Genomic DNA, 21,356 nt, shown 5'->3' on the forward strand with positions numbered 1-21,356 from the left:
TTAGTATTATATATTCTGAAATAATGACAGAGTGTGAGAATAATATTTTAGCATGAAAATACTGATTATAACGATTGGCACACGAGGTGATGTTCAGCCCTATATCGCATTGGGCCGCGAACTGATGGCGTCCGGCCATGAAATCACCATTTGTACCTGTGCGCACTTCGAGCCCTTCGTTCGAGAATACGGTCTTGGCTATGCTTACGTCAACAACGATTTCATTGATTTCATGCACTCACCAGAGGGTAAGATCATCCTCGGGAATGCGGGAAGCTTCTGGGAGACGATAAAAACTCTGGCGCCCATGATTTCGAAGCTCGGCAATCTCCAGGAACGACAGATGGAAGATGTCTGGGCGGCGTGCAAGGAAACTGCCCCAGATCTGATTCTATATCACCCCAAGGCGCTTGGAGCGCCGGACTTTGCCGAGAGACTCGGGGTGCCATGCATGCTGGCCTTCTGGCTCCCCATATATGTGCCGACGACCAGATTCCCAGCCATGGGGTTCCCCGAACTTCCACTGGGATCTGGGTATCGTTGGCTGACCTATCAACTCATCAGAAAGATATTGATGATGATGAGCAAGAGAGTCAGGAATTGGCGCATACACCACGGGCTAAATCCACGGAGCCCCGGATTCAGGATGCAGCTTCCGGATGGCCGTCCGATCCCGGCGTTACATGCATTCAGCAGATACATCATCCCTCGTCCGGATGATTGGCCAGAGACCGCAATTGTGACAGGATTTTGGTTTCTCGACCAGGTTGAAGACTGGAATCCACCACGATCCTTGACCGAATTCCTGTCAAGGGGCGAACCGCCAGTGTACTTTGGGTTTGGAAGCATCTTCGGGCGTGATCCGAAACGGGTTACCCAGATCATATTAAAAGCAGTCCGGCGCACCGGTGTGCGGGCGATACTTGCCCGGGGGTGGGGTGGCCTTGAACCAGGTGATTCAGCACAATCAGAATCAATCATGCTCATCGACGCCGTACCACATCGCTGGCTTTTCCCGCAGGTTAATGCCGTAGTGCACCATGGTGGATGCGGCACGACCGCCGCCGGACTGTTGGCAGGGAAACCGAGTATTATATGCCCGTTCTTCGGAGACCAGCCCTTCTGGGGGCGACACGTCGAGCGCCTTAACGTTGGGCCTTCTCCCATACCACAGAAGAGGCTGACCGTTGAGTCTCTCTGTCGCGCCATTGACGCGGTCATGAATGACCCGACAATGCGCGAAAACGCTGCAGTCCTCGGCCGCCGTCTCCGCAAGGAAAACGGCACATCAAATGCGGCAGCATTTATCACTCAATGGATGAATGAAAAAGGAACAGATGAAAATATTATTGATTATTGCTCACCCAAATAAAGACAGCCTAAACTTTGCAATAGCAAAATGCTGCCTTGCGACTCTTGAAGCCAACGGACATACCGTTTTTTTCCATGATTTAATAACAGCGACATAATCCGTTTTATACTTTGAAGGAGATAGAAATGGGCATTCCATACCGAATTCAATTTGATCAAATCCCATGGGAATCACCAATGGCAGGTGTAAGGCACAAATTCATTGATCATATTTGTAGCGTTCAACAGATGATGAAGACATGAAACTCGATAAAATAGTAAATTTTCTGGATAAAATTCTCAAAATCAGAGCCCATGGTGGGAACTCAGGTTTGAAGATCACAGGCAGAACGAAGATACGAAAAATCGGCGGTGCCGTGGATCTTTCACTCTATGCAATAAATCATGCAAACCGAACAGGTTGTGATTTTCTTTTCACACATCATGACGCATGGAGTAGCACCGACGCTGAGCTTGCAGAAAAAAAAAGTGAGTTCCTTCGTCAGTTCAAGATTTCAAGCTATGTTTCTCATGATCCCTTGGACCTGCATTCAGAACTCGGCACAGCGGTTTCATTAGCACGATCGCTTAGTTGGCATATTTCTGATTCTTTCCTGGACAATCTCGGTGTTATTGCCGAGGTTACCAATGTTTCCACTTTAGAGGAATTAATACCACATATTTCTGCGATTCTGGGAAATAATCCCTATGTCTTACCGGCGGGAAGGAAAATCGAACGAGTCGGTATTATAGCAGGCTGGGGTGCTCGACCAAAATGGATGTCGGAAGCAAGAGCAAAAGGAGCAACTACTTTTTTGTCAGGAGAGGCGATTCACTTTGGCAAGCTATATGCTAGAGAGTCAGGTATGAACCTTATTCTATCGGGGCATTATGCAACCGAACTGCCTGCTGTGAAGGTGTTGCTCGATTGTATCGGGAAAGAATTCAGCATTGAAACAGAGTTAATTGTAGACAAGACATCGGCTGATCTTTAAGCTGCCGGACATTTGGCCGCTGGGTACCACGAGAACAATACCACACCAAATCTATTCGTTGGGCAGTGAATCCTCCGCTGATTTTGGAAAAGGGTTTCCAAAATTGCTTTTCAAATAATAATGACTTAAAGATTTCATGCTTACCAAAGAAAATGGAGAAAATATGGATTATAAGCAAATGACTGCACCTTGTGGTCTCGATTGTTTTAATTGTATTGGTTATTTGGCAAGGGAAGATTTGAATTTGATACCAGTGATCGCTGAGGCACTTAATATATCTCCTGAGCAGGCTAAGAATGCAGTCTGCAATGGTTGCCGCAACCAAGACGGTAAAATCCCCTTTATCCCGATGGAATGCAGCGTTTATCCCTGTGCAAAAAGAAAAGGTATCTCGTTTTGCTATGAATGTGATGACTTTCCATGTGATCACCTTCACCCATATGCTGATCAAGCAGCAATATTACCGCACAATACGAAGGTATTTAATTTATGCCTTATTAAAAAATTGGGGTTAGAAAATTGGGCAGAGGAAAAAGCAAAAGATGTGAAAGACACCTATTTTAAAGGGAATTGGAAATTATAGAGCTTACAGTGAAGGTGCAGTTTATGAAATTTTTAGAAGATGTGTTTTTCATTGATACAGTCGAAATTTATACAACACCAGAAAAGATCTTCAATTTCCTTTATGATATTGTTGATGATGAAAGCTATAGAGCCTGGCATCCAAATGATCATGTGACTTGGCGTTGGCTAAAAGGTCCGCCTTGGCAGGAAGGATCTATCGGATATGCTGAGGAATATTTCGTGGGAAAATTGCACAAACTAAAGTTCATCGTTAATGAGGTTGTTCCAAATAAAACTATTTCATACATGCCGTTTTCCAAATATTTAAGAAGATACGTACCAAAAATGGGTTTTGCCGTTGAGGCTAAAGGCGATAGTTGTATTTTTACTGCCACAATACATGGACGAGTTCCATTCTTGCTTAAGCTTATAGCAAAAAAACGTATTGAAAAAGGTCTTGCGAGTATAAAACAGCATATGAGAGAAGAAGGTGAAAACCTGAAATTTATACTTGAATCAGATAGCGTTACATAATCATTAGATTAGTGGCGGAATAAAACTAAGGGGAAGGGCAGTAGAAAAATTCGCTAAAGAACTACCCACGAGAATGAGCGAAGAGCTTAAAGAATGCCCCTACGAAGACCTTGTCAATCCAACACGTGTTCACGTGGATTCATACGGTAACGTTCATGTCTGTCAAGGCATCAGTATCGGAAATTGCTGGGAAACACCGCTTTCTGATTTGATTCAAACCTATGATGCTCAAAAGCACCCTATTTGTGGGCCTTTGGTTCGTGGTGGGCCAATCCGTTTGATTGAAGAGCATAATATCGATATAAATAGTGAGTACGTTGATGAATGTCATCTCTGTTATGCGGCGCGTCTGAGACTAATTGACAAGTACCCTGACTATCTTGCACCGAGACGGGTATATGGCCTTGAATAGAAATTCTATTGGAAGCCCGTTGGCCATCAGGAGTATTGATGCGAAAAAAAGGAAAAATCGTCAAATGGAATGACGAAAAAGGATTTGGTTTTGTTGCTCCCAATACGGGGGAAAATGATGTCTTCATACATATTAAATCATTTCCTCGTGGAACCATACGCCCGAGAGTAGGTGATAAAGTCACTTATTCTCGGTTCGCAGATTCGAAAGGTCGCCCAAGGGCGGAAAAGGTCAAGATTGTCTGCGTTGCATATTCAATTGGCTCAGCCTTCAAAGCTTTTATCATTTCTATGGGATTTCTTATTTTTATTGCCGTAGTATCATATGGCGGTTTTCTACCAGTTGTGATATTTTGGATTTACTTTATCATGAGTTTGCTGACTTTTGCCATTTACGCCCGTGATAAATCCGCAGCCCGGAAAAGCGCACAACGTGTGCCTGAAAATTCTCTCCATACACTTGCCTTGTTGGGCGGTTGGCCGGGTGCGCACTATGCACAACAATTATTACGTCATAAATCAAGCAAGGTGTCATTTCGTTATATGTTCTGGATAACAACCGCTCTCAACATCTGCGGGCTTGGCTACCTTCTTTCGCCATATAGTGCAAGGTTTTCGGAGGCTTTTAAAAAAATAATGAATTGAGGCAAACAGCCGTGTACGTTGTGCCTGTATGGAAATGAAAAATTTCATAAGCGAAAGCATTAAACTTTCGATTTTCATGTTCTTCCTATTATTTTTATCTGGAAGATTTGGACTTTTGCTACATGAATTTGCAGGACATACCCTGTCTTGGCAGCTGCTTGGTGGAAAAATCACAGATTTTTATCTTTTTTTATTTGGCGGTGGATGGGTTCATTACGGGTGGACACCAAAAACTGACAATCTTTCCGATCTATCATTTGTTTTCGTTCATCTATCTGGAATAGCCATCGAACTGGTAGTTGGCGTAATCCTTGCTTTTCCCGCTGTTTTTTTCAGAACAACTCGAATTGTTAAAGCTTGGTTGTCAGTAGCATCAAGCATCTTATTAGTTCATGGCCTTTATTATCTCGTAATCTGTTTTTACTATGGCTCTGGAGATGGAAGGATTATTTTCGACACTATTCATGGAAATGTTCGCCATGCTTTTCTTATATTCACATCTTTTTTGACTATTGGAGTGGCATTTTTTGTCTCCTTTACATTCTCTCCTGAGGTGAAAAGCTGGGTTCCCGATCGGCACTCGAAAAATGGCTTTTTTCTGATTATAATATCTACAACTATAGCTATACTGTTTCATGGGATGCTGACGGTTTCTGAGCAAATTTTGGTTAAAGACAGCGCCTATAATGAAATAAAGACTTCAGTGAACGATCGATTGAAAGGGAATGAACTATCTGAATTTCTCGATAAGTATGCTAAAGAACACGGAAAGGAAGCAGATCAGGAATTGGTGAAGGTTATTGCTGATGAACTTGAAAAGAAATACAGGCAGTTTCCGATTAGAGCCCTTCTTGGATTTTTAATTTTGGTTGCGTTGGGGGCCGGATTCATTGTATCCGGTAATAGGAAATATTGTGAGTCGAGTAAGATAACGTGTAAAGACAATTGGATTCTTGGATCAGTTTCTGCGTTAATGGGTGCGATAATAGTGGCATTAAATTCATTATGGGGATGAAAACGATAGAAATAAGGTCGTACGTGTGTATGCTTAATTATTTGGAAATGCCGATAGAAGAAAATAGATCAATCATTGAGTGGTTAATGAATAATGGCGGTCCTGTAATTAGATACAGAACTGCTATTGAGTTTCTTGATAATTATCAGCTTGAAAAAGACTTCATAAAGGATATCGTTAATGATGAGAAAATACAGTACTTATTGGCTAAGCTGGATGATTTTGGACCAATAAAAACCAATGATAAACGAACACTGAACGCTATCCACAAAGTCGATGGTTTGGAGGGATACATATCTAAGTTGCTTGAATTCGGGTTTACAAAGAACATCAAACCATTTGACAAAAAGATGAGAATCTTTAGGCAGTATGTCAATAACAATTTGGTTCAGCAAGCAAATGCGTCAAGAAGCGGACAAGATGTACGAAACAATTGGGCAATTTTTATTGCAGTGCTAATGACTTGTTTTCTCATTCGGGCTGGTTATAGATACAAAGAATTGCTTGATTTTGTTGAATTCCGAACGGAAGCGCTATACAGAAATGCTAAAGAAATGAATTATGATGTGTACTATGATCAATCTGTTCTGTCAAGAATGCTTAAAAGGCCGCATCATTGGCTCAATACTCCAGTACTTAGATCTGAATTTGACCCTGGGTTTAATGAAAGGCCTTTACCAAATATTTGGGATATCTATACTCTTGCATACTTTCCTGAAGACTGTAAATCTAATAAGCTGCGGATGAAAATTGATAGGATAATAGAATATGTTCTTGATGATCGATTCCAAGTATTGCGAGAAGGGTATGGCTTACTTTTTTTCAATGCAAACAAACGATACTATACTTGCGGATGGAGCCCAACTTTGCCGTACTTTCATAACGTAGAGAATAAAAGGGATAAACGAGTGCTTGTTCGATACGTAGATTTGATGGCTAGATTTAAGAATGCTACTAATTCAGACTGGATGAAAAAATGTATTAATCACTTAGAAGAATTCAAAACTGCGACAGGAACTTATACTTTCCCAAAAAATTATTTAAGCGAAAAATATGTAAGACTCGGTGAAAATCGCAGGAAGAAAAATGCTATAGAGATAGAATCGACTTTCCGTATGCTTCTGCTTAAAAAAACTTTGGCTGGTTCTCCAGAATACTGAAGTGAAAAAGGTCCAATAAACTGAATTCGTGAATAATTTAGCTTAAAAACGCAAGTCTTGACAAATCCGCTGAATTTTTCAATGGGAGTTCGCTTGTGGCGCCGGTGGGACAACCCTTTTTCGATGGTGTGACCACGTTCCTTGCGATCGATAAACAACAGACATCAGTTTGGCCGAAGCGGCATGGCGGCAAGAATGGGTTCTCCCGGGTGGAAAACTGGATTACCCGGCAGAAGGATTTGAATATGATTGGGACTACCCAAAGGGCATTACTTATTGGGTTATGATGAAAATGGCCATTGTCCAAAGTTTAAAGAAGGGCAATGCTCAATATATGAGTATCGCCTAAGACATGCCTTCAATATGACTGCAGGATCTACCCGGCGACCGGGATATTCCCCGGTGATAAGAAATCACAGATCTATAAGACGGCAAGGCAGTGGTCGTTCGATTTATCTTCATCCAATGATATAAAAGCATTCAAAGCTGTTCAAAAGGCATCAAATTTCATTATAAAGTATCGGGAGTTGTTTCCTAAAACGTTTTTTCCCATAAATGCTTTTCAACAGGCAGCCCTTGCTATACGGATTCATATGGAATTTATGCATATTGATACTGATGAAATTGAAAAAACGGCTCAAGCACTGGTAGATTCAATCATTTTGAATGTATCTGAAAAAGAGAATAAATGATAATGAGATGAAAAGAAAATAGGATTTCTTATCTGCACGGAATTATGGTTCGGGGTTCATGCCTGTGAATATGCCGCTCAGGGCATCGAACTGCTTGTCTGCCCTCGCGCCACCGGCCTGACTTCGACAGACAAATGGATTGCCGGAGGCAGGACAGCGGCAGTGGTGTCCGGTGCGTACTGTCTGTCATCAAATTTCAGCCACAGAGGCGGAGATGAAAAAAAAATGGGGCGGTGGTGGCTGGATAATTGAACCGGAGGAAGGTCAGGTTTTGGGAGTGACAGCAGGCGATCATCCTTTTCTAACGCTTGAAATAGATTTGAGAATAGCTGAGACGGCTAAAAAAACATATCCCCGTTATGTTTCCGATTAAAAAAAACACCAAATGCAGCAATGCTGCCAAGCCGAGGGGGCAACCGGACTTTCAAAATGTTTCGATAGCGCTCTGCTCAATATCAATGCTGATGCCGTCAAGTTTATGAATAAAATTCGCGATGAAAAAAAGGCCGCAAAGTCAACGATCCTGATTGGAGGAATGGTTGGATGTAAGAATGATTGCTATAGACCACAGGAAGCTTTGTCTGCTTCCGAGTCAGAGCAGTTTCATTCATGGCAGATTATTCAGCTTGCAAAGGCTGGCGTTGATTTTTTGATCGCAGAAACGTTGCCAAATATAAATGAGGCTATTGGCATTGCAAAAGCGATGGCAAATACAGGCCTCCCATATGTCATAAGTTTCGTTATTAATCGAGATGGTTATGTGCTTGACGGGGCGGACCTTCATACCGCTATTACTACGATAGATTCTTCCACCGGGAACGTACCGATTGGCTTTATGGTCAATTGTTCCTACCCCACATTTTTACATGCATCGGAACAGCCTGCGGAGGTTTTTAATCGATTGATAGGGTATCAGGCCAACGCCTCCTCACTTGATCATAGTGATCTTGATGATGCTGAAATATTACATGTAGAGGATGTTTCAGAATGGGGCGCGGAAATGCTGCTGCTCAACAGAAACTACGGCATTCGATTATTAGGGGGCTGTTGTGGCACTGGTGTTGAGCACTTGAAATATATTGTTGAAAATTAATATCGTAAGGGCGTAGGAGAATAAATAATTACCTCATCTTGCTTGTTCTTTCGCCTGTCTACGGCGTTCCATGATCATAATGGAAAACGAATTCGCCTCCTTGAGTACTCACGCGAATTGCCACCGCATTGGTGTTCTTCATTGAACAAGTATAGCCTGGCATTTTTCGGGCGGGGCACTGTTTGATTACAGGAATCTGCTTAATATTGCTCAGCAATTTCGTGGATTTAGAATGCGTCTTAAATGGTTCATTCCTATCTATCTGTCTACTCGTTACATTCAAGCTTGGTAAGTATAGGTGAATTAGAAAATGAATAATTGGTTTACAATAGATCAAATCGACAATAAAACTTATATTATAAGCGAATACCGCCATTGGGAAGAAACGCATTGTTATCTCTTAAATGGCTCTGAACGCAGTTTGCTGATTGATACCGGGCTCGGCATCGGCAATATCCATGATGAAGTCACAAAACTGACTTACAAACCGGTTACTGCAGTAGCAACCCACATTCATTGGGATCATATTGGCGGACATAAATTCTTTCCTGACTTTTACGCTCATGAAAATGAACTGAACTGGCTTAGCGGAGAATTTCCTCTAACAATTGAGCAAATTAAAGAAATGGTCGTTGATCGATGTGATCTGCCGGAAGGGTATGATGTAAACAAATATGAATTCTTTCAGGGGGAACCGGCAAGCGTGCTGAAGGATAATGATATTATCAGCATTGGAGACCGTTTTGTTCAGGTAGTGCATACTCCAGGACATTCGCCAGGGCATATGTGTTTTTGGGAAAAGGATCGTGGTTACCTTTTTACCGGTGATCTGGTTTATAAAGATACGTTGTTCGCCTACTTTCCGTCAACCGATCCAGAAGCGTACCTCAACTCTCTTGAGCGGGTGTCGGCACTGCCTGTGAAGTATGTGTTTCCGGCACATCATACTTTGAATATTCAGCCTGAGATTCTGGATAGAATGCGTGATGCTTTTCGGCAGTTGCAGGTTGAGGGTAAATTGCATCATGGTGGCGGAAAGTTTGACTACGGCGACTGGGCTGTATGGTTATAAGAGGAAAAGCACCTTGCAGTGACGCATGGGCTTTTAAAATAGCCTGAGATGACGTCAAAAATTATAGAAAATGCATTGGTTTATTTAAATGATGGATAAAATTGATTTGCGGAAAATTGAACTCAAAGGCGCTTATAATTTTAGGGATGTAGGTGGGTATTCCACCAAAGATGAAAAAAAAATCAAAAGGGGGAAACTATTTCGTTCAGACAATTTAGCCAAGCTTACAAGAGGCGATCTTCATAAAATAGAAAAATTGAATTTACAGCTTATTATTGATCTAAGGTCGAAAGAAGAGCGGATATCAAAGCCAAACCGATTGCCGTCGAAAAACGGAATAAAAATTGAGAATATAGAGATAGTTGATAATAAGAAAAGCCACAATGAACTTAAAAGAGAAATTTTCTATGGAAAATCGAAAGAAAGGGATCTCGAAAAAGAAATCCTTAGTTCATATCGGCTTGCGATAACTGATTACCGATGCGAGTTGAAAAAAATATTTGAATTGCTATTAAATCCTGCAAATTATACAGCTTTAGTCCTTTGCAACTCAGGGAAGGACCGAACTGGAGTGGTAATGGCTTTAGCCCTTATGTCAGTCGGTGTTTCCAAAAAAAACATCCTGAAAGACTATATGTTGTCCCAAAGTCAATTTAAAACCGATGATAACACGAATGATAATAATGGTTCGTTTTCTTTCTCTCTTTCGGGCGGATATTCTTCAATTAAGAAAATTGTTGGACACGCGTGTTGAATATTTGAATGAGACATTCAGAGCCATTGATAAACAGTTTGGTTCGACTGATTTCTTTTTTGATTCTCTGGGTATGGATAAGGGAAAACGCATGATATTAAATACAATACTATGCGAAAAAGTATAAAAATAGGCAAATGAAATCAAGTTTTTTGTATCTCGAATAAGTTTGAAACGCCTAACTTGGTTTATCCTAAATTGAGCGGTTAGCCGTTAGTTGTCAGCGATTTGGAATATAATTTTAAATAGCGTCATTTTGGCATTTAACCGAACAGGTGATCATTAACGTACTGATAGATGCTTAACAGTGAGTGGCCGTACCATATTCGACAGGACGAAACCGCTTGAAGTTATGCGTATGTTTTAAGACACTAGTAACAGCAGACTTCAGTTGAGTTTGTCGCTTGCTGGAACCGGATTTGGAGAGAATCATATTGATTAAAGAAAACAAAAATCAGATCGCATTAAAGAAGTACACTGAATCGAAAAAAGCTGCATGGAACGAGGTCATGCCATTGCATCAAAAGGCTGCCAAAGAGAGATGGGATAATTATTTTATGCAGCCGGGCTTCGTCTGTTTGGACGAAAATGAGCGGGGCCATCTTACCCGAATTGGAATTAAAGGAAGATCCGTTGCCCATCTGTGCTGCAACAATGGGATCGAGTTGTTGTCAATCAAAAATCTGGGCGCTGGCGACTGTTTCGGGTTTGATATATCGAACAAGCCAACGCTGGAGTACCGCTGAGTTACATTTTAATTGGGAGGAAACAAAATGAAAGTAAAGAATTTATAAAATTTTAATAGGAGAATCAGAATGTCATTACGTTTCCATGAAATAGCTGAGGCCTATAATCGTATCCTGAATCCATTTACAGAAAAACAATTAATGCTTTTGGGCGATATTTGCCGTTTACATCCTGGTATGAAACAGCTTGATCTTGCTTGCGGTAAGGCAGAGATGTTATGTCGATGGGCTCAAAAATATGGCATTAACGGTGTTGGCGTTGATATTAGCACTGTGTTCTTGGATTCAGCAAAAAAGCGAGCTGCGGAATTGAAAGTAACTGAACAGTTAACCTTCGTCCAAGGCGATGCTGGAAAATTTACTCAATCGAAACATGATTTTGATGTGGTCAGTTGTATTGGTGCAACGTGGATTGGTAATGGCCTGATCGGAACATTAGAATTGATGAAGCCGGTTCTTAAATCAGGTGGATTACTACTGGTGGGCGAGCCTTATTGGGTAGATGAACCACCGGAAGATGCTTATGCAGCTTTAGACGTCTCTAAAAATGATTATGTTTCCCTGGATGGCACGCTAGATCGATTTGAGTCAGCCGGTTTGCGTTTAATAGAAATGATACTTGCAGATCATTCTGGTTGGGATCGGTACGAAGCGCCACAATGGATGGCAGTAGATGATTTTCTAAGCGCAAATCCAAATGATTCAGATGCTCCAGCACTATATAAGTGGATAAATAAAAACCGTCGCGCTTATCTCAAGTATAGGCGGCGATATTTCAATTGGGGCGTATTTGTACTTAGGCTTTCAGAGTAATAGAGTTTTACAGGAAAATAGGATTTAAAGGCGATGATGTTGTAAGTTTCGGTAAACGTTTGGAACCCGACGATTGAGGTAAACCATATTTCACAGCAAACAATTCAAGAGAGGTAAATATGGAAAGCGTAATCGTACGAAACCTCAAACCAGAGTTTCCACCAGTAGCGGTGGTCTGGAGCAATACCATTCCTGACGATACATTTCAGTTCAAGAAAGGCAAGTTCGGGTGTATTCTCTATCTGTTTGCCGAGGCATCACGGCGCGGGAAAATCACTGGTGGCGATCGGGAGACTATCGAATGTAATGGAGGCCGTGCTGCCTTGGGGATGGGGGTAGATTTTGATGCTTCCAGCGAACTACTTGATCGGTACACTGCTGTTTTCAGCAAAGGTATCAAATCTGCTAACGATCAAAAAGCTTACAGAGAAAGGATGAACGCAGCTCCCAGAAGCTGGCGCTCCCTGTATGAGTATGGTGAACGCAGGCACTGTAATGCTGAACTCGCCAAAGCGTGGATATTGAATGGATTGCCGCGTTACGATATCCAGTATAAATATGTTTTATTCAAGCCGCTTAGCCGTACTGATTCCAATGAGAACATACGCGCCGTAATTTTCCCGGTAAATCCTGTTGAGCTTTCAGGCCTGATCACATTGGCTGGATCAGTAATGTCAGGAACAGACCCTGTTCAAGTCCCTCAAGGTCCGGACTGTAGCAGCATTGCCGCATTTGCCTATGCGCAAGCTGAATCAAGTCAGCCCAGGGCGGTTTTGGGTATGCTGGGTATGGATGGTAGAGAAATGATGCGCAAGCGATTCAGAGGCGATATCCTGACACTGACTTTACCCATACCGCTTTTCCAGCGAATGGAGGAGGAGGCCAATGACTGCATATTCCACATCCCCTCATGGAAAAGACTGGTTGATTGTAAAAAGAAATGAATAAAAAACAAAGATTAGGATTGCTCATTTTGTGGAGTTGTTGTTTTGCTGTTTGCTGGCACTACTATTCAATCTGAATCGATTGTAGTATTATATAGCGTGATTTGGTTGTTGATACTTTTTATAGCTGATCCAATCCCAATGTACAGTATGACTTTCATACTTATACTTGGCGTTAATATCCTATAGCAAAAAAAGCAGAAGAGAAAATCATAGAAAAAGTCAAGTAAATTGACTTTCTCGAATTATTCGACTTGGCAGCAGTTTGAAATAAGGGCATAGGGACATGGTAATGGTTGATAAAAATCCAGATGAGAGCGAACCAAGACCGGCACTTGTTCAAACCTGATATCGGTGTGTAATAAATGGGGGCTTGACCATCGCTTCAACCACCCGATGGCTTGATGTCGGTGGTGGGCAATGCCCACCCTAAATATACTTTTTACGAAACCGTCAATATTTACTCAAAACAAGGAAAAGCTATGACCAAGACTGGAGAGCTTGATGCAATTAGAGAAAACTTTTTGGGATTCTTTGAACATGGATCTGAAATCAATGAAAAATTCAAAGATCATTATGATAATGTTTATAAAGATGGACTTTTAGATGCAAAAACGAAAAGACTGATAGCACTGTGCGGAGGGATTGTCGCCGGTTGTAAAGGATGCATCCTTGGCCAAACTGATCATGCAATAAAACATGGCGCTTCTGCAGATGAAATTTTGGAAGTTTGTTCAATAGCAATTTCACTGGGTGGAACATTAGCGGGGTCACAGGTTGCTATGGTGGTAGAGTTCATCAAAGAACAAGGAATGATATGAAACAATAGCGTTTTTCTCTCGAAACTGGATGCCGGAGATTATTGGGGGCGTTCTGAAAGAAGCGTGTGAAGCATTGAAGAAAATACCAACATTTAATGGAGAAAGCACATCATAATTGATCTTATTTGATATTGACAATAATTTTTTATTCCTCTTTGATCTAATTCAACCTTAGAAGAGGAGGAAACTCTGTGTATCATCCAAGATTTAGTGGAGATCATTATGAAATGGGGCGCAAAATGGGGGCGATATTCCAAAGAAACAATGCGCGCTTTCCCATTAAGCTCGATTCATTTCAGATTAAGCATTGCAGACAATGCAAAGCAATACTGGGTAAGCATTTCCCTGAAGTTATGGAAGAAATCCAGTGTGTAACTGACACAATTGGATATGACAATGACGTTTTTATATCCTGGATGATGTGTATGGGAAGTTGCCTTGATATCCATAACTCGGATTGCACAGAAGTCAGGGGATGCACGGCATTCAGCTTTACAAAGAACGATCAAGTTTATCATGGCCGGGATAATGATCTGCCTCCGTTTTTTGAAAAATATCCGATACCCGGAAAAAAGTAAAACTGGAGAGGATTTTATTGTCACCGTAAACCATTTTACATCCAAACCGATGTGGAAACATGATGCGAGTGATCGAAATGCCTATTTTTCTGAAGATCGATATCAAACGGTTTACAACGCATTGACGGATATTGACTGCAGCGACGGTGTCAAGCATGCAAAGAACATTTTAAGCGGAAAACACGGCTTTATCTGTCAGTACGATAACAAATTGAATTTCGATACCATTTGGGCATCTGTTTTCGATGTTTCCAATAAAAAAATATACAGAGCCGAAGGTAATCCAGCAAGAACGAAATTTAGGGAAGATCTTCGTTTTTAACAGCAATAATGGATCGAATCCGCTGTAACGAAAAATCATAACGCACCAGTTGCGGATTATGGATTTTTGATAACCTGGAAAAACCAATGGCATCCATTGCCTGATACAGTGCCAGGTGCAGATCGACGGTGTCACGGGTGGCCGTGTGGATGGTGGTGCGGATTTGGGTGCCGACTTCATCGGCAAAATCCTTGCCATTGAGGTAGTCGTAAAGGTAAACAACAATTTCAGCATAGGCAAAAAGACTGCTTGCCACAGTGGCGATCAGTTGGCCGTTTTTCACATGCTGCAAGCCGTTCAGGGACAGGTCCAGTCCACCCACAAAAACATTCTGGCCTATTTCCCGGCCTGCATTGACCAATGCCTCGGCGGCGCCGATTCCAAGTTGATCACTGGCTGCCCAGAAAACTGACGTCAGCGGATAACGATTTATCAGTAATTCGGCAATCTTTTTTCCTTCCGCCTGGGTCCAGTGGGTCGGTACGACTTGCAGCAGCCGTGCAGGTGGTGCCTCCTCCACTGCGCGGACCAGGCCTTTTTCCCGCAATCTGGAGCCAAACCAAGTAAAATCTCCGCCGATGTCGACGATATTAAGCGGTGTGTCGGCGGTCCCCAAGCCAGCGCGGCGGGCCGCGGTGATAAGGGCCTTGCCCAACCGGTAACCTTTTTCCATTTCATCAATGAGGGCGTCAACCCCATTACCGGCCTACGGGCCGTGAAGGCCGAGTATGTGCGAGATCTGTTGACCGTCATGTATACCTGCGAAATGTATGATTTTGCCGGAGAATGGGCTTACAATGTCGGGCTGCCGGCAAAAAGCGGCGTGAGCGGCTGTATCCTGGGCGTGGTCCCCGGTCATATGGGGATCGCTGTCTTCTCCCGGCCACTGGACCACTACGGCAACAGCACACGGGGCGTAAAGGTTTTTGAAGAGCTGTCAAGGCGTTTGCAACTGCACATCTTCCATCCCTATGAATCGCAACAAAACTGATTTTTCAAACAGGCTCTCAGCAGGAATGATTCTATCCATTGCTGCCCTCCTATCCCGAGTCCGACAACATCAGACAAAAGTCTGATGTTGTCGGACGCCAGCGTACATGCCTTATTCCCCGCCAAGTAAAAAATAATTTTAATTTCAATATGTTAAGCCTCAACCATCGTTTAGAAAAGCCATGGCATGGTTCTGGCTGAATGGCGTGATGATAAATGCTGCCGGTGGTGCAGAGACCCGTCCTCTTTATCTTCGAGGATAGAAACAAGGCTTTTTCAGAACCAAGGAGGGTATCCATGAAAAAACGATGGTCGGCATGTTTTTAGTCATTTCTAATGAATTATACGGTCCCCTGAAAAGGATCTATGATATTCCCTGGCCGGGTTATTTTGTCGGCAACGGCACCAATTATCTGGTGGGGGATTTCAATGGTGACGGCCACGATGATCTGGTTCACTTTGTCCACAGCTATGTCAATATCTGGATATCCAACGGATATTCTCCATTTTAAAAACCGTTCGCTTGCGATAACGGGCGCAGGTAGAAAATAATTCCAGCTTTTTTTCGCCTTTCCGCCGGTACATATCCTGATATGTATCGGCGGATGTGTTTTGCAGACGGACAAAAATCGGTGCCGTCCAATTATATACCAATTGCTTTGAACCAAATAAATCGGGTAAATCATACAGCCCTTGAAGTATGCACCCTACCTGTTAATATTGATCAAGGCGGTTTGCGGGGATAATTTATCCATTGGGAGGCGATGATGCCTGATTTAATCTGCTTATTTTGTGGCGGTCCTGCTGACCTGCACGGCCGGTGAGTGAATGCCAAGGTCATCTGCAGGTCCTGTGGAATGGAGACCGGTCCGGATGCTTACCGCGATCAGATCGAAGAATGGATGGAGACTGTCTGTGAAAAAACATTTGGAGATGAAAACGATTGATAAAAATATTCTGGAACGTTCAGTGCTGAAAAATGGATGAGGATCCTCCATGAAAAAATGCCCTTTTTGTGCCGAAGAGATCCAGGATGAGGCCATAAAATGTAAACACTGCGGTGAGTTTTTGGATTCATCAAGAGATCCACGGAAACCGGACAACCAGATCCCCTGGTATTTTCGAACTTCATTTATTGTGCTTGCCATCGCAGCGGTTGGCCCCCTGGCCTTACCGCTGATCTGGTGGCGACCGCAAACCCCTCGGAACTGGAAGATCGGGCTTACCATTGGTATTTTGGTGCTGAGCTGGTTTCTGGTTCAGATGACGATGGATTCCATTCGAATATTAAAGGAATATTTCGACCTGTTGAATGAGTTGTGATGTAACTATCATTTGACATTCATCATGATCGCATTCAGAAGAGAGCGCCAAATGCGGGTTCCCTGTGTATGTCTGCTCACACGATTGCCAAATCCAAACAGGATTGGTACCATTATATATCTGAATTAAAGCAGGATTGATATTTTTGGTGCCCATGGGGGGACCATCGTGCCCAGGCAAGTATCATTTACGAATTCAACACGCTACCAGAAGCCGCTATTGCTGGCAGCTGCGATTGGATTGATTGTGTTGATCGGTTGGCTGCGTTTTCTAACCGGTCCTGAATTCGCTTTCTCTTTTCTTTATCTGTTTCCCATTGTCACCGTTACCTGGTTTGCCAATCGATATTGGGGGATTGCCATATCAGCGGCAAGCGCCTTTACCTGGCTGCTTATCGATCTGACCATGGTGGATCGCTTTTCCCTGGCCTACATTCCTTTGATCAATGAATCCTTTCGATTCTCGGTATTCCTGTTCATCGTTTTTATGATTGCCAAATATAAAAGGATGTTGGAGAAACAAAAATCACTAGCCATGATGGATCCCCTGACGCGAATTGCCAACCGCCGGGCCTTCCGTAAATTGGCTACGGTCGAGATCGATCGGTCGCGGCGGTACGCGCTTCCTTTTTCGATCATGGTCATTGATGTGGATGACTTCAAACTAATCAACGATCAATTTGGGCATCACACAGGCGATTGCCTGCTGATAACGGTCGTGGAAACCATCAAGCACCACTTACGTGCTATTGATATTGTTGCCCGCTTCGGCGGCGATGAATTCGTTATCCTGTTGGTTAATACGGAGGAAGCCGCCGCTGACATGGTGGCGCGGAAGCTTCAACGACAACTTTCTGATAAAATGAAGGAAAAAGAGTGGGCGGTGACATTCAGTATCGGTATGGTGACCTACCACAACATTCCCGATAGTGTCGAGGAACCCATTCAAGCGGCCGATCGGTTGATGTATGAAGTCAAGCACAATGGCAAAAACGACATTCGGCATGCCGTTCTAACACCTCAACATTGAAAATTGAAAGTGGCTTTGATGAGAACAGGTGAATTCAATAGATCCAGGGGGCGCCTGCCTTATGCCCTGCTGATTATCCTCTCTCTTTGGGGCGGTTTTTTTCCAGGAGAATGCCGGGCTGATAACGGGCCGCTTCGCATCGGCGTGCTGGCCATCCGTGGCATGGACCAATGTTTACAGCGCTGGGGGGCTACGGCAGACTATCTCAGCGATCAAATTGCAGGCCAGCGGTTCATCATCGTACCGTTGGCCCACGATCAGATTTATCCCACGGTAAAAAACGGGGGGGTTGATTTCATCCTGGCCAATTCCGCTTTCTACGTCGGGCTTGAGCATTGGTACCGGGCCAATCGTATTGTGACCTTGAAAGAGCGGCGGGCCAGAGGGGTGTATACGCGTTATGGCGGTGTGATTTTCTGCCGCAAGGATCGACAGGATATTCGAAAATTGGAGGACCTGAAAGGGAAGTCGTTCATGGCGGTTTCCGAGACGTCCCTGGGCGGATGGCTGATGGCCTGGCGGGAGTTCAAGGAAAAGGGCATCGATCCGTTCAGTGATTTTGGTGACCTGCGGTTTAATGAAACCCACGACGAGGTGGTGTTTGCCGTACAAGATCGTCTGGTCGACGCGGGCACGGTGAGAACCAACACCCTGGAGGATTTGAGTGCCGAGGGCAAGATTAACCTGGACGATTTTTATGTGTTTCCACGGCTGCACGCCGAGGATGGGCCGACTGACTATTATTGTACCACGCGTGAGTACCCTGAATGGCCCATGGCCAAAGTACAGCACACCTCCGACACGCTGGCTGAGGATGTGGCCGAAGCCCTTTTGGAGATGCCCCCGGATTCACCGGCGGCCCTGGCTGCCGGTTGCGCCGGCTGGACCATCCCACTGAACTATCAGACGGTCCATGACTGCCTGAAAGTATTGAAAGTCGGCCCATACAAGGACCTGGGCAAAATTACGATCAAAGATGTGTTAAAGACCTATGGACACTGGATCATCTTTGCCTGTGCGGCTTTTTGTATTCTATCGGCCTTCACCGGCGTGATTATGAAGCTTAACCGCCGAATTCGAACGTCCAACGTGCGACTTCAGGTGGAAATGGATCTGCGTCGTCAAAAGGATCGCGAACTTAAATCCGCCAAGGAACTGGCCGAAGCCGCCACCCGGGCCAAAAGTGAGTTTCTGGCCAATATGAGCCATGAAATCCGTACGCCCATGAATGGCGTGATCGCCGCCACAGACCTGGCCCTTGGCGAAAAGGTGTCTCCCAAAATTGAAAACTATCTGAAAATCATCCAGACCTCGGCCTACTCCCTGCTCGGTATTATCAATGATATACTGGATTTTTCCAAGATCGAGGCCGGTAAATTTGAACTCAAACCGCGGACCTTCCGGTTGAGCGAAGTCTTTGACCGGGTCATGGATCTGTTTTACAGCAAGGCGGCCGACAAGGGCATCGAGCTGCTGGTGGACTGCGATTCAAATACTCCCAAAGTGCTCATTGGTGATCCCTTGCGATTACAGCAGATTTTGACCAACCTGATCAGCAATGCGATCAAGTTCACCGAATCGGGCGGGGTGATCCTGGTCAGTGTCAAACCCGCGCCGGAATCAACGGACGATCTGGCCGGTGATACGGCAATGCTCTCCTTTTCAGTCAAGGATACGGGCACGGGAATTGCCCCTGAATACCGTGATTTGCTCTTTGAACCGTTCAGCCAGGCCGATACATCCTCGACCCGCAAATATGAGGGAACCGGGTTGGGCCTGAGCATTTGTAAACAGCTGGTAACCATGATGCATGGCACCATCGGTGTGGAAAGCGAATTAGGCCGTGGCAGTACCTTCTTCTTCACGGTGAGGCTCGATCGTCCGGCGGACAAATCAATTCCCAAACCCGTGGTTCCCCCGGACATCCAGGGCCTGACCGTGCTGGTGGTCGATGACCTTGCGGACAGTCGTTTGATTATGCGTAAGATGCTTGAATCGTTGGGGTTCAGGGTGGAGACACTGTCTTCCGGATTGGATGCGCTCAGTCGGCTCAAGGATAATCAGTTGCGCAACTATCCCATCGAGTTGATTATGATGGACTGGAAAATGCCGCAAATGGATGGTATCGAAGTGTCGAGGAAGATTCGCCAGGAAATGAACCTTACCATGCCGATCATTATGATGACGGCCTTTGGCAAGGAAGAACAGCGGGTTCAGGCTCAACAGGTTGGCATCAATGGGTTTTTGATTAAGCCAATTTATCCCTCGACCTTGTTTGACGCCATTATGGACGGTTTTGGAAAGGGCGGAGACAAGAACGCGGATCGGAAAAAGCATTTTACCACCCGCGCCTCCATTTACCGAACGCCGCTCAAGGGGCTGCACATGCTGGTCGCCGAAGACAACCCCACCAACCAACAGGTGGCCCAGGCCATTTTGGAAGGCGCCGGCATTGTGGTCACCATTGCCGGCAATGGCGAGGAGGCGGTCAAGGCGGTTCGCAACCAGGCCTTTGATGCGGTATTGATGGATATCCAGATGCCGAAAATGAACGGCTATGAAGCCACCCGTCTGATTCGGACGTTGCCTGGGGGAAACACGATCCCCATTGTCGCCATGACGGCCCATGCCATGAAGGGTGACGAGGAAAAATGTCTGGAGGCGGGAATGGATGGTTATATTTCCAAGCCGGTCAACCAGGATCGCCTGTTTCACACCCTTTGGCGATTGCTGCAGTCCAAGAAAGGCGCCTTTAAGGATTTGTTATCAGCGGAGGAGGTGGTCACAGCTGATATGGCCGCAGAAAGCGGCGCTGCCACGGATTTCGCCGTTGCCTGTGAATCCACTGAGACCCGCCTGCCGGACACCATGCCGGGCATCAACATCAGCGCATCCCTGGCGTCGCTCAATATCGACGGCGCGACCTTGCTGCGTATCATGACGGGGTTCCTTGCCGACAATCGGCAAACCATGCAACATCTAAGGCAGGCCCTGGCCGATGACGATCTGGATGCCTTGCGGCAATTAGCCCACAGCCTTAAAGGCAGTGCAGCCAATATCGGTGCCGATGATCTCAGCCAGGCGGCCTACGCCCTCGAAGATGCCTGCCGCCAGGCGGCCGCCGGCGATAATGAGCGATCCGCACTGGGCCCATTGATTGAAAATGTGGTGACGGCCCTTGACCCGGTTTTACAATCCATACAAGACCTGGAAACGTCCATTGACGATCGCCAGGTACGCGAGGCGCCTGCGACGACCCAATCCCTGGAGACCTTGATCAAAGGGTTGACAGACGCCATTGACAGGGCCGACCCGGAAGCGATCGAAGCTATTTTGCCTGATTTTAAGCGGCAAGCCCGGCAATCCGAACAGATGGATTCGACGATACTAACATCCCTGGAAACGCAGATCGATCGTTATGATTATGACCAGGCTTTGGATACGATACGCAAACTCGACATACACCCAAGCTGATTGCAGCTTGGGAGGAAGTGATGTTTTGCCA

Annotated in this window: 26 protein-coding genes; 25 read left to right on the forward strand and 1 reads right to left on the reverse strand. The window is 44.6% G+C overall.

Annotation, left to right across the window (positions count from 1 at the left end; genetic code table 11):
• The first annotated feature begins 52 nt into the window (after positions 1-52).
• The 20 genes from Dvar_RS07315 to Dvar_RS07410 all read left to right on the forward strand — a co-directional run bounded on the left by Dvar_RS07315 (position 53) and on the right by Dvar_RS07410 (position 14,509).
• The gene (locus Dvar_RS07315; RefSeq protein WP_419661044.1) at positions 53-1,372 is read left to right on the forward strand and encodes a glycosyltransferase; all 1,320 of its coding nucleotides are present in this window, start codon (positions 53-55) and stop codon (positions 1,370-1,372) included.
• Entirely contained in the window at positions 1,338-1,469 is a 132-nt protein-coding gene (locus tag Dvar_RS07320) for an NAD(P)H-dependent oxidoreductase (protein ID WP_419661045.1), read from the forward strand. The genes Dvar_RS07315 and Dvar_RS07320 overlap by 35 nt, the downstream gene beginning before the upstream one ends.
• 141 nt (positions 1,470-1,610) lie before the next feature.
• Complete coding sequence (locus Dvar_RS07325; protein ID WP_419661046.1) at positions 1,611-2,345, forward strand: Nif3-like dinuclear metal center hexameric protein; 735 nt, start codon at positions 1,611-1,613, stop codon at positions 2,343-2,345.
• Between the two features lie 136 nt (positions 2,346-2,481).
• A complete protein-coding gene (locus tag Dvar_RS07330; protein WP_419661047.1) occupies positions 2,482-2,928 on the forward strand; it encodes a DUF3795 domain-containing protein in 447 nt (148 codons plus the stop codon).
• Between the two features lie 23 nt (positions 2,929-2,951).
• Positions 2,952-3,443, forward strand: a complete 492-nt coding sequence (locus tag Dvar_RS07335) for a hypothetical protein (RefSeq protein ID WP_419661048.1) — start codon at positions 2,952-2,954, stop codon at positions 3,441-3,443.
• Positions 3,444-3,516: 73 nt separating this feature from the next.
• Positions 3,517-3,855 (forward strand): hypothetical protein, encoded by a 339-nt coding sequence (locus Dvar_RS07340; protein WP_419661049.1) that lies wholly within the window; start codon positions 3,517-3,519, stop codon positions 3,853-3,855.
• A 38-nt stretch (positions 3,856-3,893) separates the two neighbouring features.
• A complete protein-coding gene (locus Dvar_RS07345) occupies positions 3,894-4,499 on the forward strand; it encodes a DUF1294 domain-containing protein (protein ID WP_419661050.1) in 606 nt (201 codons plus the stop codon).
• 28 nt (positions 4,500-4,527) lie between these two features.
• Positions 4,528-5,514, forward strand: a complete 987-nt coding sequence (locus tag Dvar_RS07350) for a hypothetical protein (RefSeq protein ID WP_419661051.1) — start codon at positions 4,528-4,530, stop codon at positions 5,512-5,514.
• A 29-nt stretch (positions 5,515-5,543) separates the two neighbouring features.
• Positions 5,544-6,674 (forward strand): hypothetical protein, encoded by a 1,131-nt coding sequence (locus tag Dvar_RS07355; RefSeq protein ID WP_419661052.1) that lies wholly within the window; start codon positions 5,544-5,546, stop codon positions 6,672-6,674.
• A gap of 169 nt (positions 6,675-6,843) precedes the next feature.
• The gene (locus Dvar_RS07360; RefSeq protein WP_419661053.1) at positions 6,844-7,023 is read left to right on the forward strand and encodes a hypothetical protein; all 180 of its coding nucleotides are present in this window, start codon (positions 6,844-6,846) and stop codon (positions 7,021-7,023) included.
• Between the two features lie 557 nt (positions 7,024-7,580).
• Positions 7,581-7,739: a hypothetical protein gene (locus tag Dvar_RS07365; RefSeq protein WP_023400175.1), complete on the forward strand. Its 159-nt coding sequence runs from the start codon at positions 7,581-7,583 to the stop codon at positions 7,737-7,739.
• 12 nt (positions 7,740-7,751) lie between these two features.
• Entirely contained in the window at positions 7,752-8,459 is a 708-nt protein-coding gene (locus tag Dvar_RS07370) for a homocysteine S-methyltransferase family protein (protein WP_419661054.1), read from the forward strand.
• A 310-nt stretch (positions 8,460-8,769) separates the two neighbouring features.
• Positions 8,770-9,531, forward strand: a complete 762-nt coding sequence (locus tag Dvar_RS07375; protein ID WP_419661055.1) for an MBL fold metallo-hydrolase — start codon at positions 8,770-8,772, stop codon at positions 9,529-9,531.
• Between the two features lie 88 nt (positions 9,532-9,619).
• On the forward strand, positions 9,620-10,285 hold the full coding sequence (locus Dvar_RS07380) for a tyrosine-protein phosphatase (protein ID WP_419661056.1): 666 nt from the start codon (positions 9,620-9,622) through the stop codon (positions 10,283-10,285).
• 434 nt (positions 10,286-10,719) lie between these two features.
• On the forward strand, positions 10,720-11,031 hold the full coding sequence (locus Dvar_RS07385) for a hypothetical protein (RefSeq protein WP_419661057.1): 312 nt from the start codon (positions 10,720-10,722) through the stop codon (positions 11,029-11,031).
• Positions 11,032-11,100: 69 nt separating this feature from the next.
• Positions 11,101-11,844, forward strand: a complete 744-nt coding sequence (locus Dvar_RS07390) for an SAM-dependent methyltransferase (RefSeq protein ID WP_419661058.1) — start codon at positions 11,101-11,103, stop codon at positions 11,842-11,844.
• A gap of 119 nt (positions 11,845-11,963) precedes the next feature.
• Positions 11,964-12,788 carry a DUF169 domain-containing protein gene (locus tag Dvar_RS07395; protein WP_419661059.1) on the forward strand — a complete coding sequence of 275 codons (825 nt, stop codon included), beginning with the start codon at positions 11,964-11,966 and terminating at the stop codon, positions 12,786-12,788.
• A gap of 404 nt (positions 12,789-13,192) precedes the next feature.
• Positions 13,193-13,609 carry a carboxymuconolactone decarboxylase family protein gene (locus tag Dvar_RS07400; protein WP_419661060.1) on the forward strand — a complete coding sequence of 139 codons (417 nt, stop codon included), beginning with the start codon at positions 13,193-13,195 and terminating at the stop codon, positions 13,607-13,609.
• 191 nt (positions 13,610-13,800) lie between these two features.
• Complete coding sequence (locus tag Dvar_RS07405; protein WP_419664256.1) at positions 13,801-14,187, forward strand: hypothetical protein; 387 nt, start codon at positions 13,801-13,803, stop codon at positions 14,185-14,187.
• 49 nt (positions 14,188-14,236) lie between these two features.
• Positions 14,237-14,509 carry a carcinine hydrolase/isopenicillin-N N-acyltransferase family protein gene (locus tag Dvar_RS07410; protein WP_419664082.1) on the forward strand — a complete coding sequence of 91 codons (273 nt, stop codon included), beginning with the start codon at positions 14,237-14,239 and terminating at the stop codon, positions 14,507-14,509.
• On the opposite strand, the gene Dvar_RS07415 is transcribed toward Dvar_RS07410, so the two are convergent.
• The gene (locus Dvar_RS07415) at positions 14,487-15,182 is read right to left on the reverse strand and encodes a substrate-binding domain-containing protein (protein WP_419661061.1); all 696 of its coding nucleotides are present in this window, start codon (positions 15,180-15,182) and stop codon (positions 14,487-14,489) included. The two genes, Dvar_RS07410 and Dvar_RS07415, sit on opposite strands and share 23 nt — an antisense overlap.
• Positions 15,183-15,224: 42 nt before the next feature.
• Here Dvar_RS07415 and Dvar_RS07420 point away from each other — a divergent pair, with 42 nt between their 5' ends.
• The 5 genes from Dvar_RS07420 to Dvar_RS07440 all read left to right on the forward strand — a co-directional run bounded on the left by Dvar_RS07420 (position 15,225) and on the right by Dvar_RS07440 (position 21,325).
• Positions 15,225-15,500, forward strand: coding sequence for a glutaminase (locus tag Dvar_RS07420; RefSeq protein WP_419661062.1), 276 nt, complete (start codon positions 15,225-15,227; stop codon positions 15,498-15,500).
• 316 nt (positions 15,501-15,816) lie between these two features.
• Positions 15,817-16,011, forward strand: coding sequence for a hypothetical protein (locus tag Dvar_RS07425; protein ID WP_419661063.1), 195 nt, complete (start codon positions 15,817-15,819; stop codon positions 16,009-16,011).
• Positions 16,012-16,495: 484 nt separating this feature from the next.
• Complete coding sequence (locus tag Dvar_RS07430) at positions 16,496-16,822, forward strand: zinc ribbon domain-containing protein (RefSeq protein ID WP_419661064.1); 327 nt, start codon at positions 16,496-16,498, stop codon at positions 16,820-16,822.
• Between the two features lie 168 nt (positions 16,823-16,990).
• Entirely contained in the window at positions 16,991-17,851 is an 861-nt protein-coding gene (locus tag Dvar_RS07435) for a GGDEF domain-containing protein (protein WP_419661065.1), read from the forward strand.
• Between the two features lie 18 nt (positions 17,852-17,869).
• The gene (locus tag Dvar_RS07440) at positions 17,870-21,325 is read left to right on the forward strand and encodes a response regulator (protein ID WP_419661066.1); all 3,456 of its coding nucleotides are present in this window, start codon (positions 17,870-17,872) and stop codon (positions 21,323-21,325) included.
• Positions 21,326-21,356: the final 31 nt, after the last annotated feature.

The sequence above is a fragment of the Desulfosarcina variabilis str. Montpellier genome (assembly GCF_048565275.1).
Taxonomy (GTDB): Bacteria; Desulfobacterota; Desulfobacteria; order Desulfobacterales; family Desulfosarcinaceae; genus Desulfosarcina; species Desulfosarcina variabilis.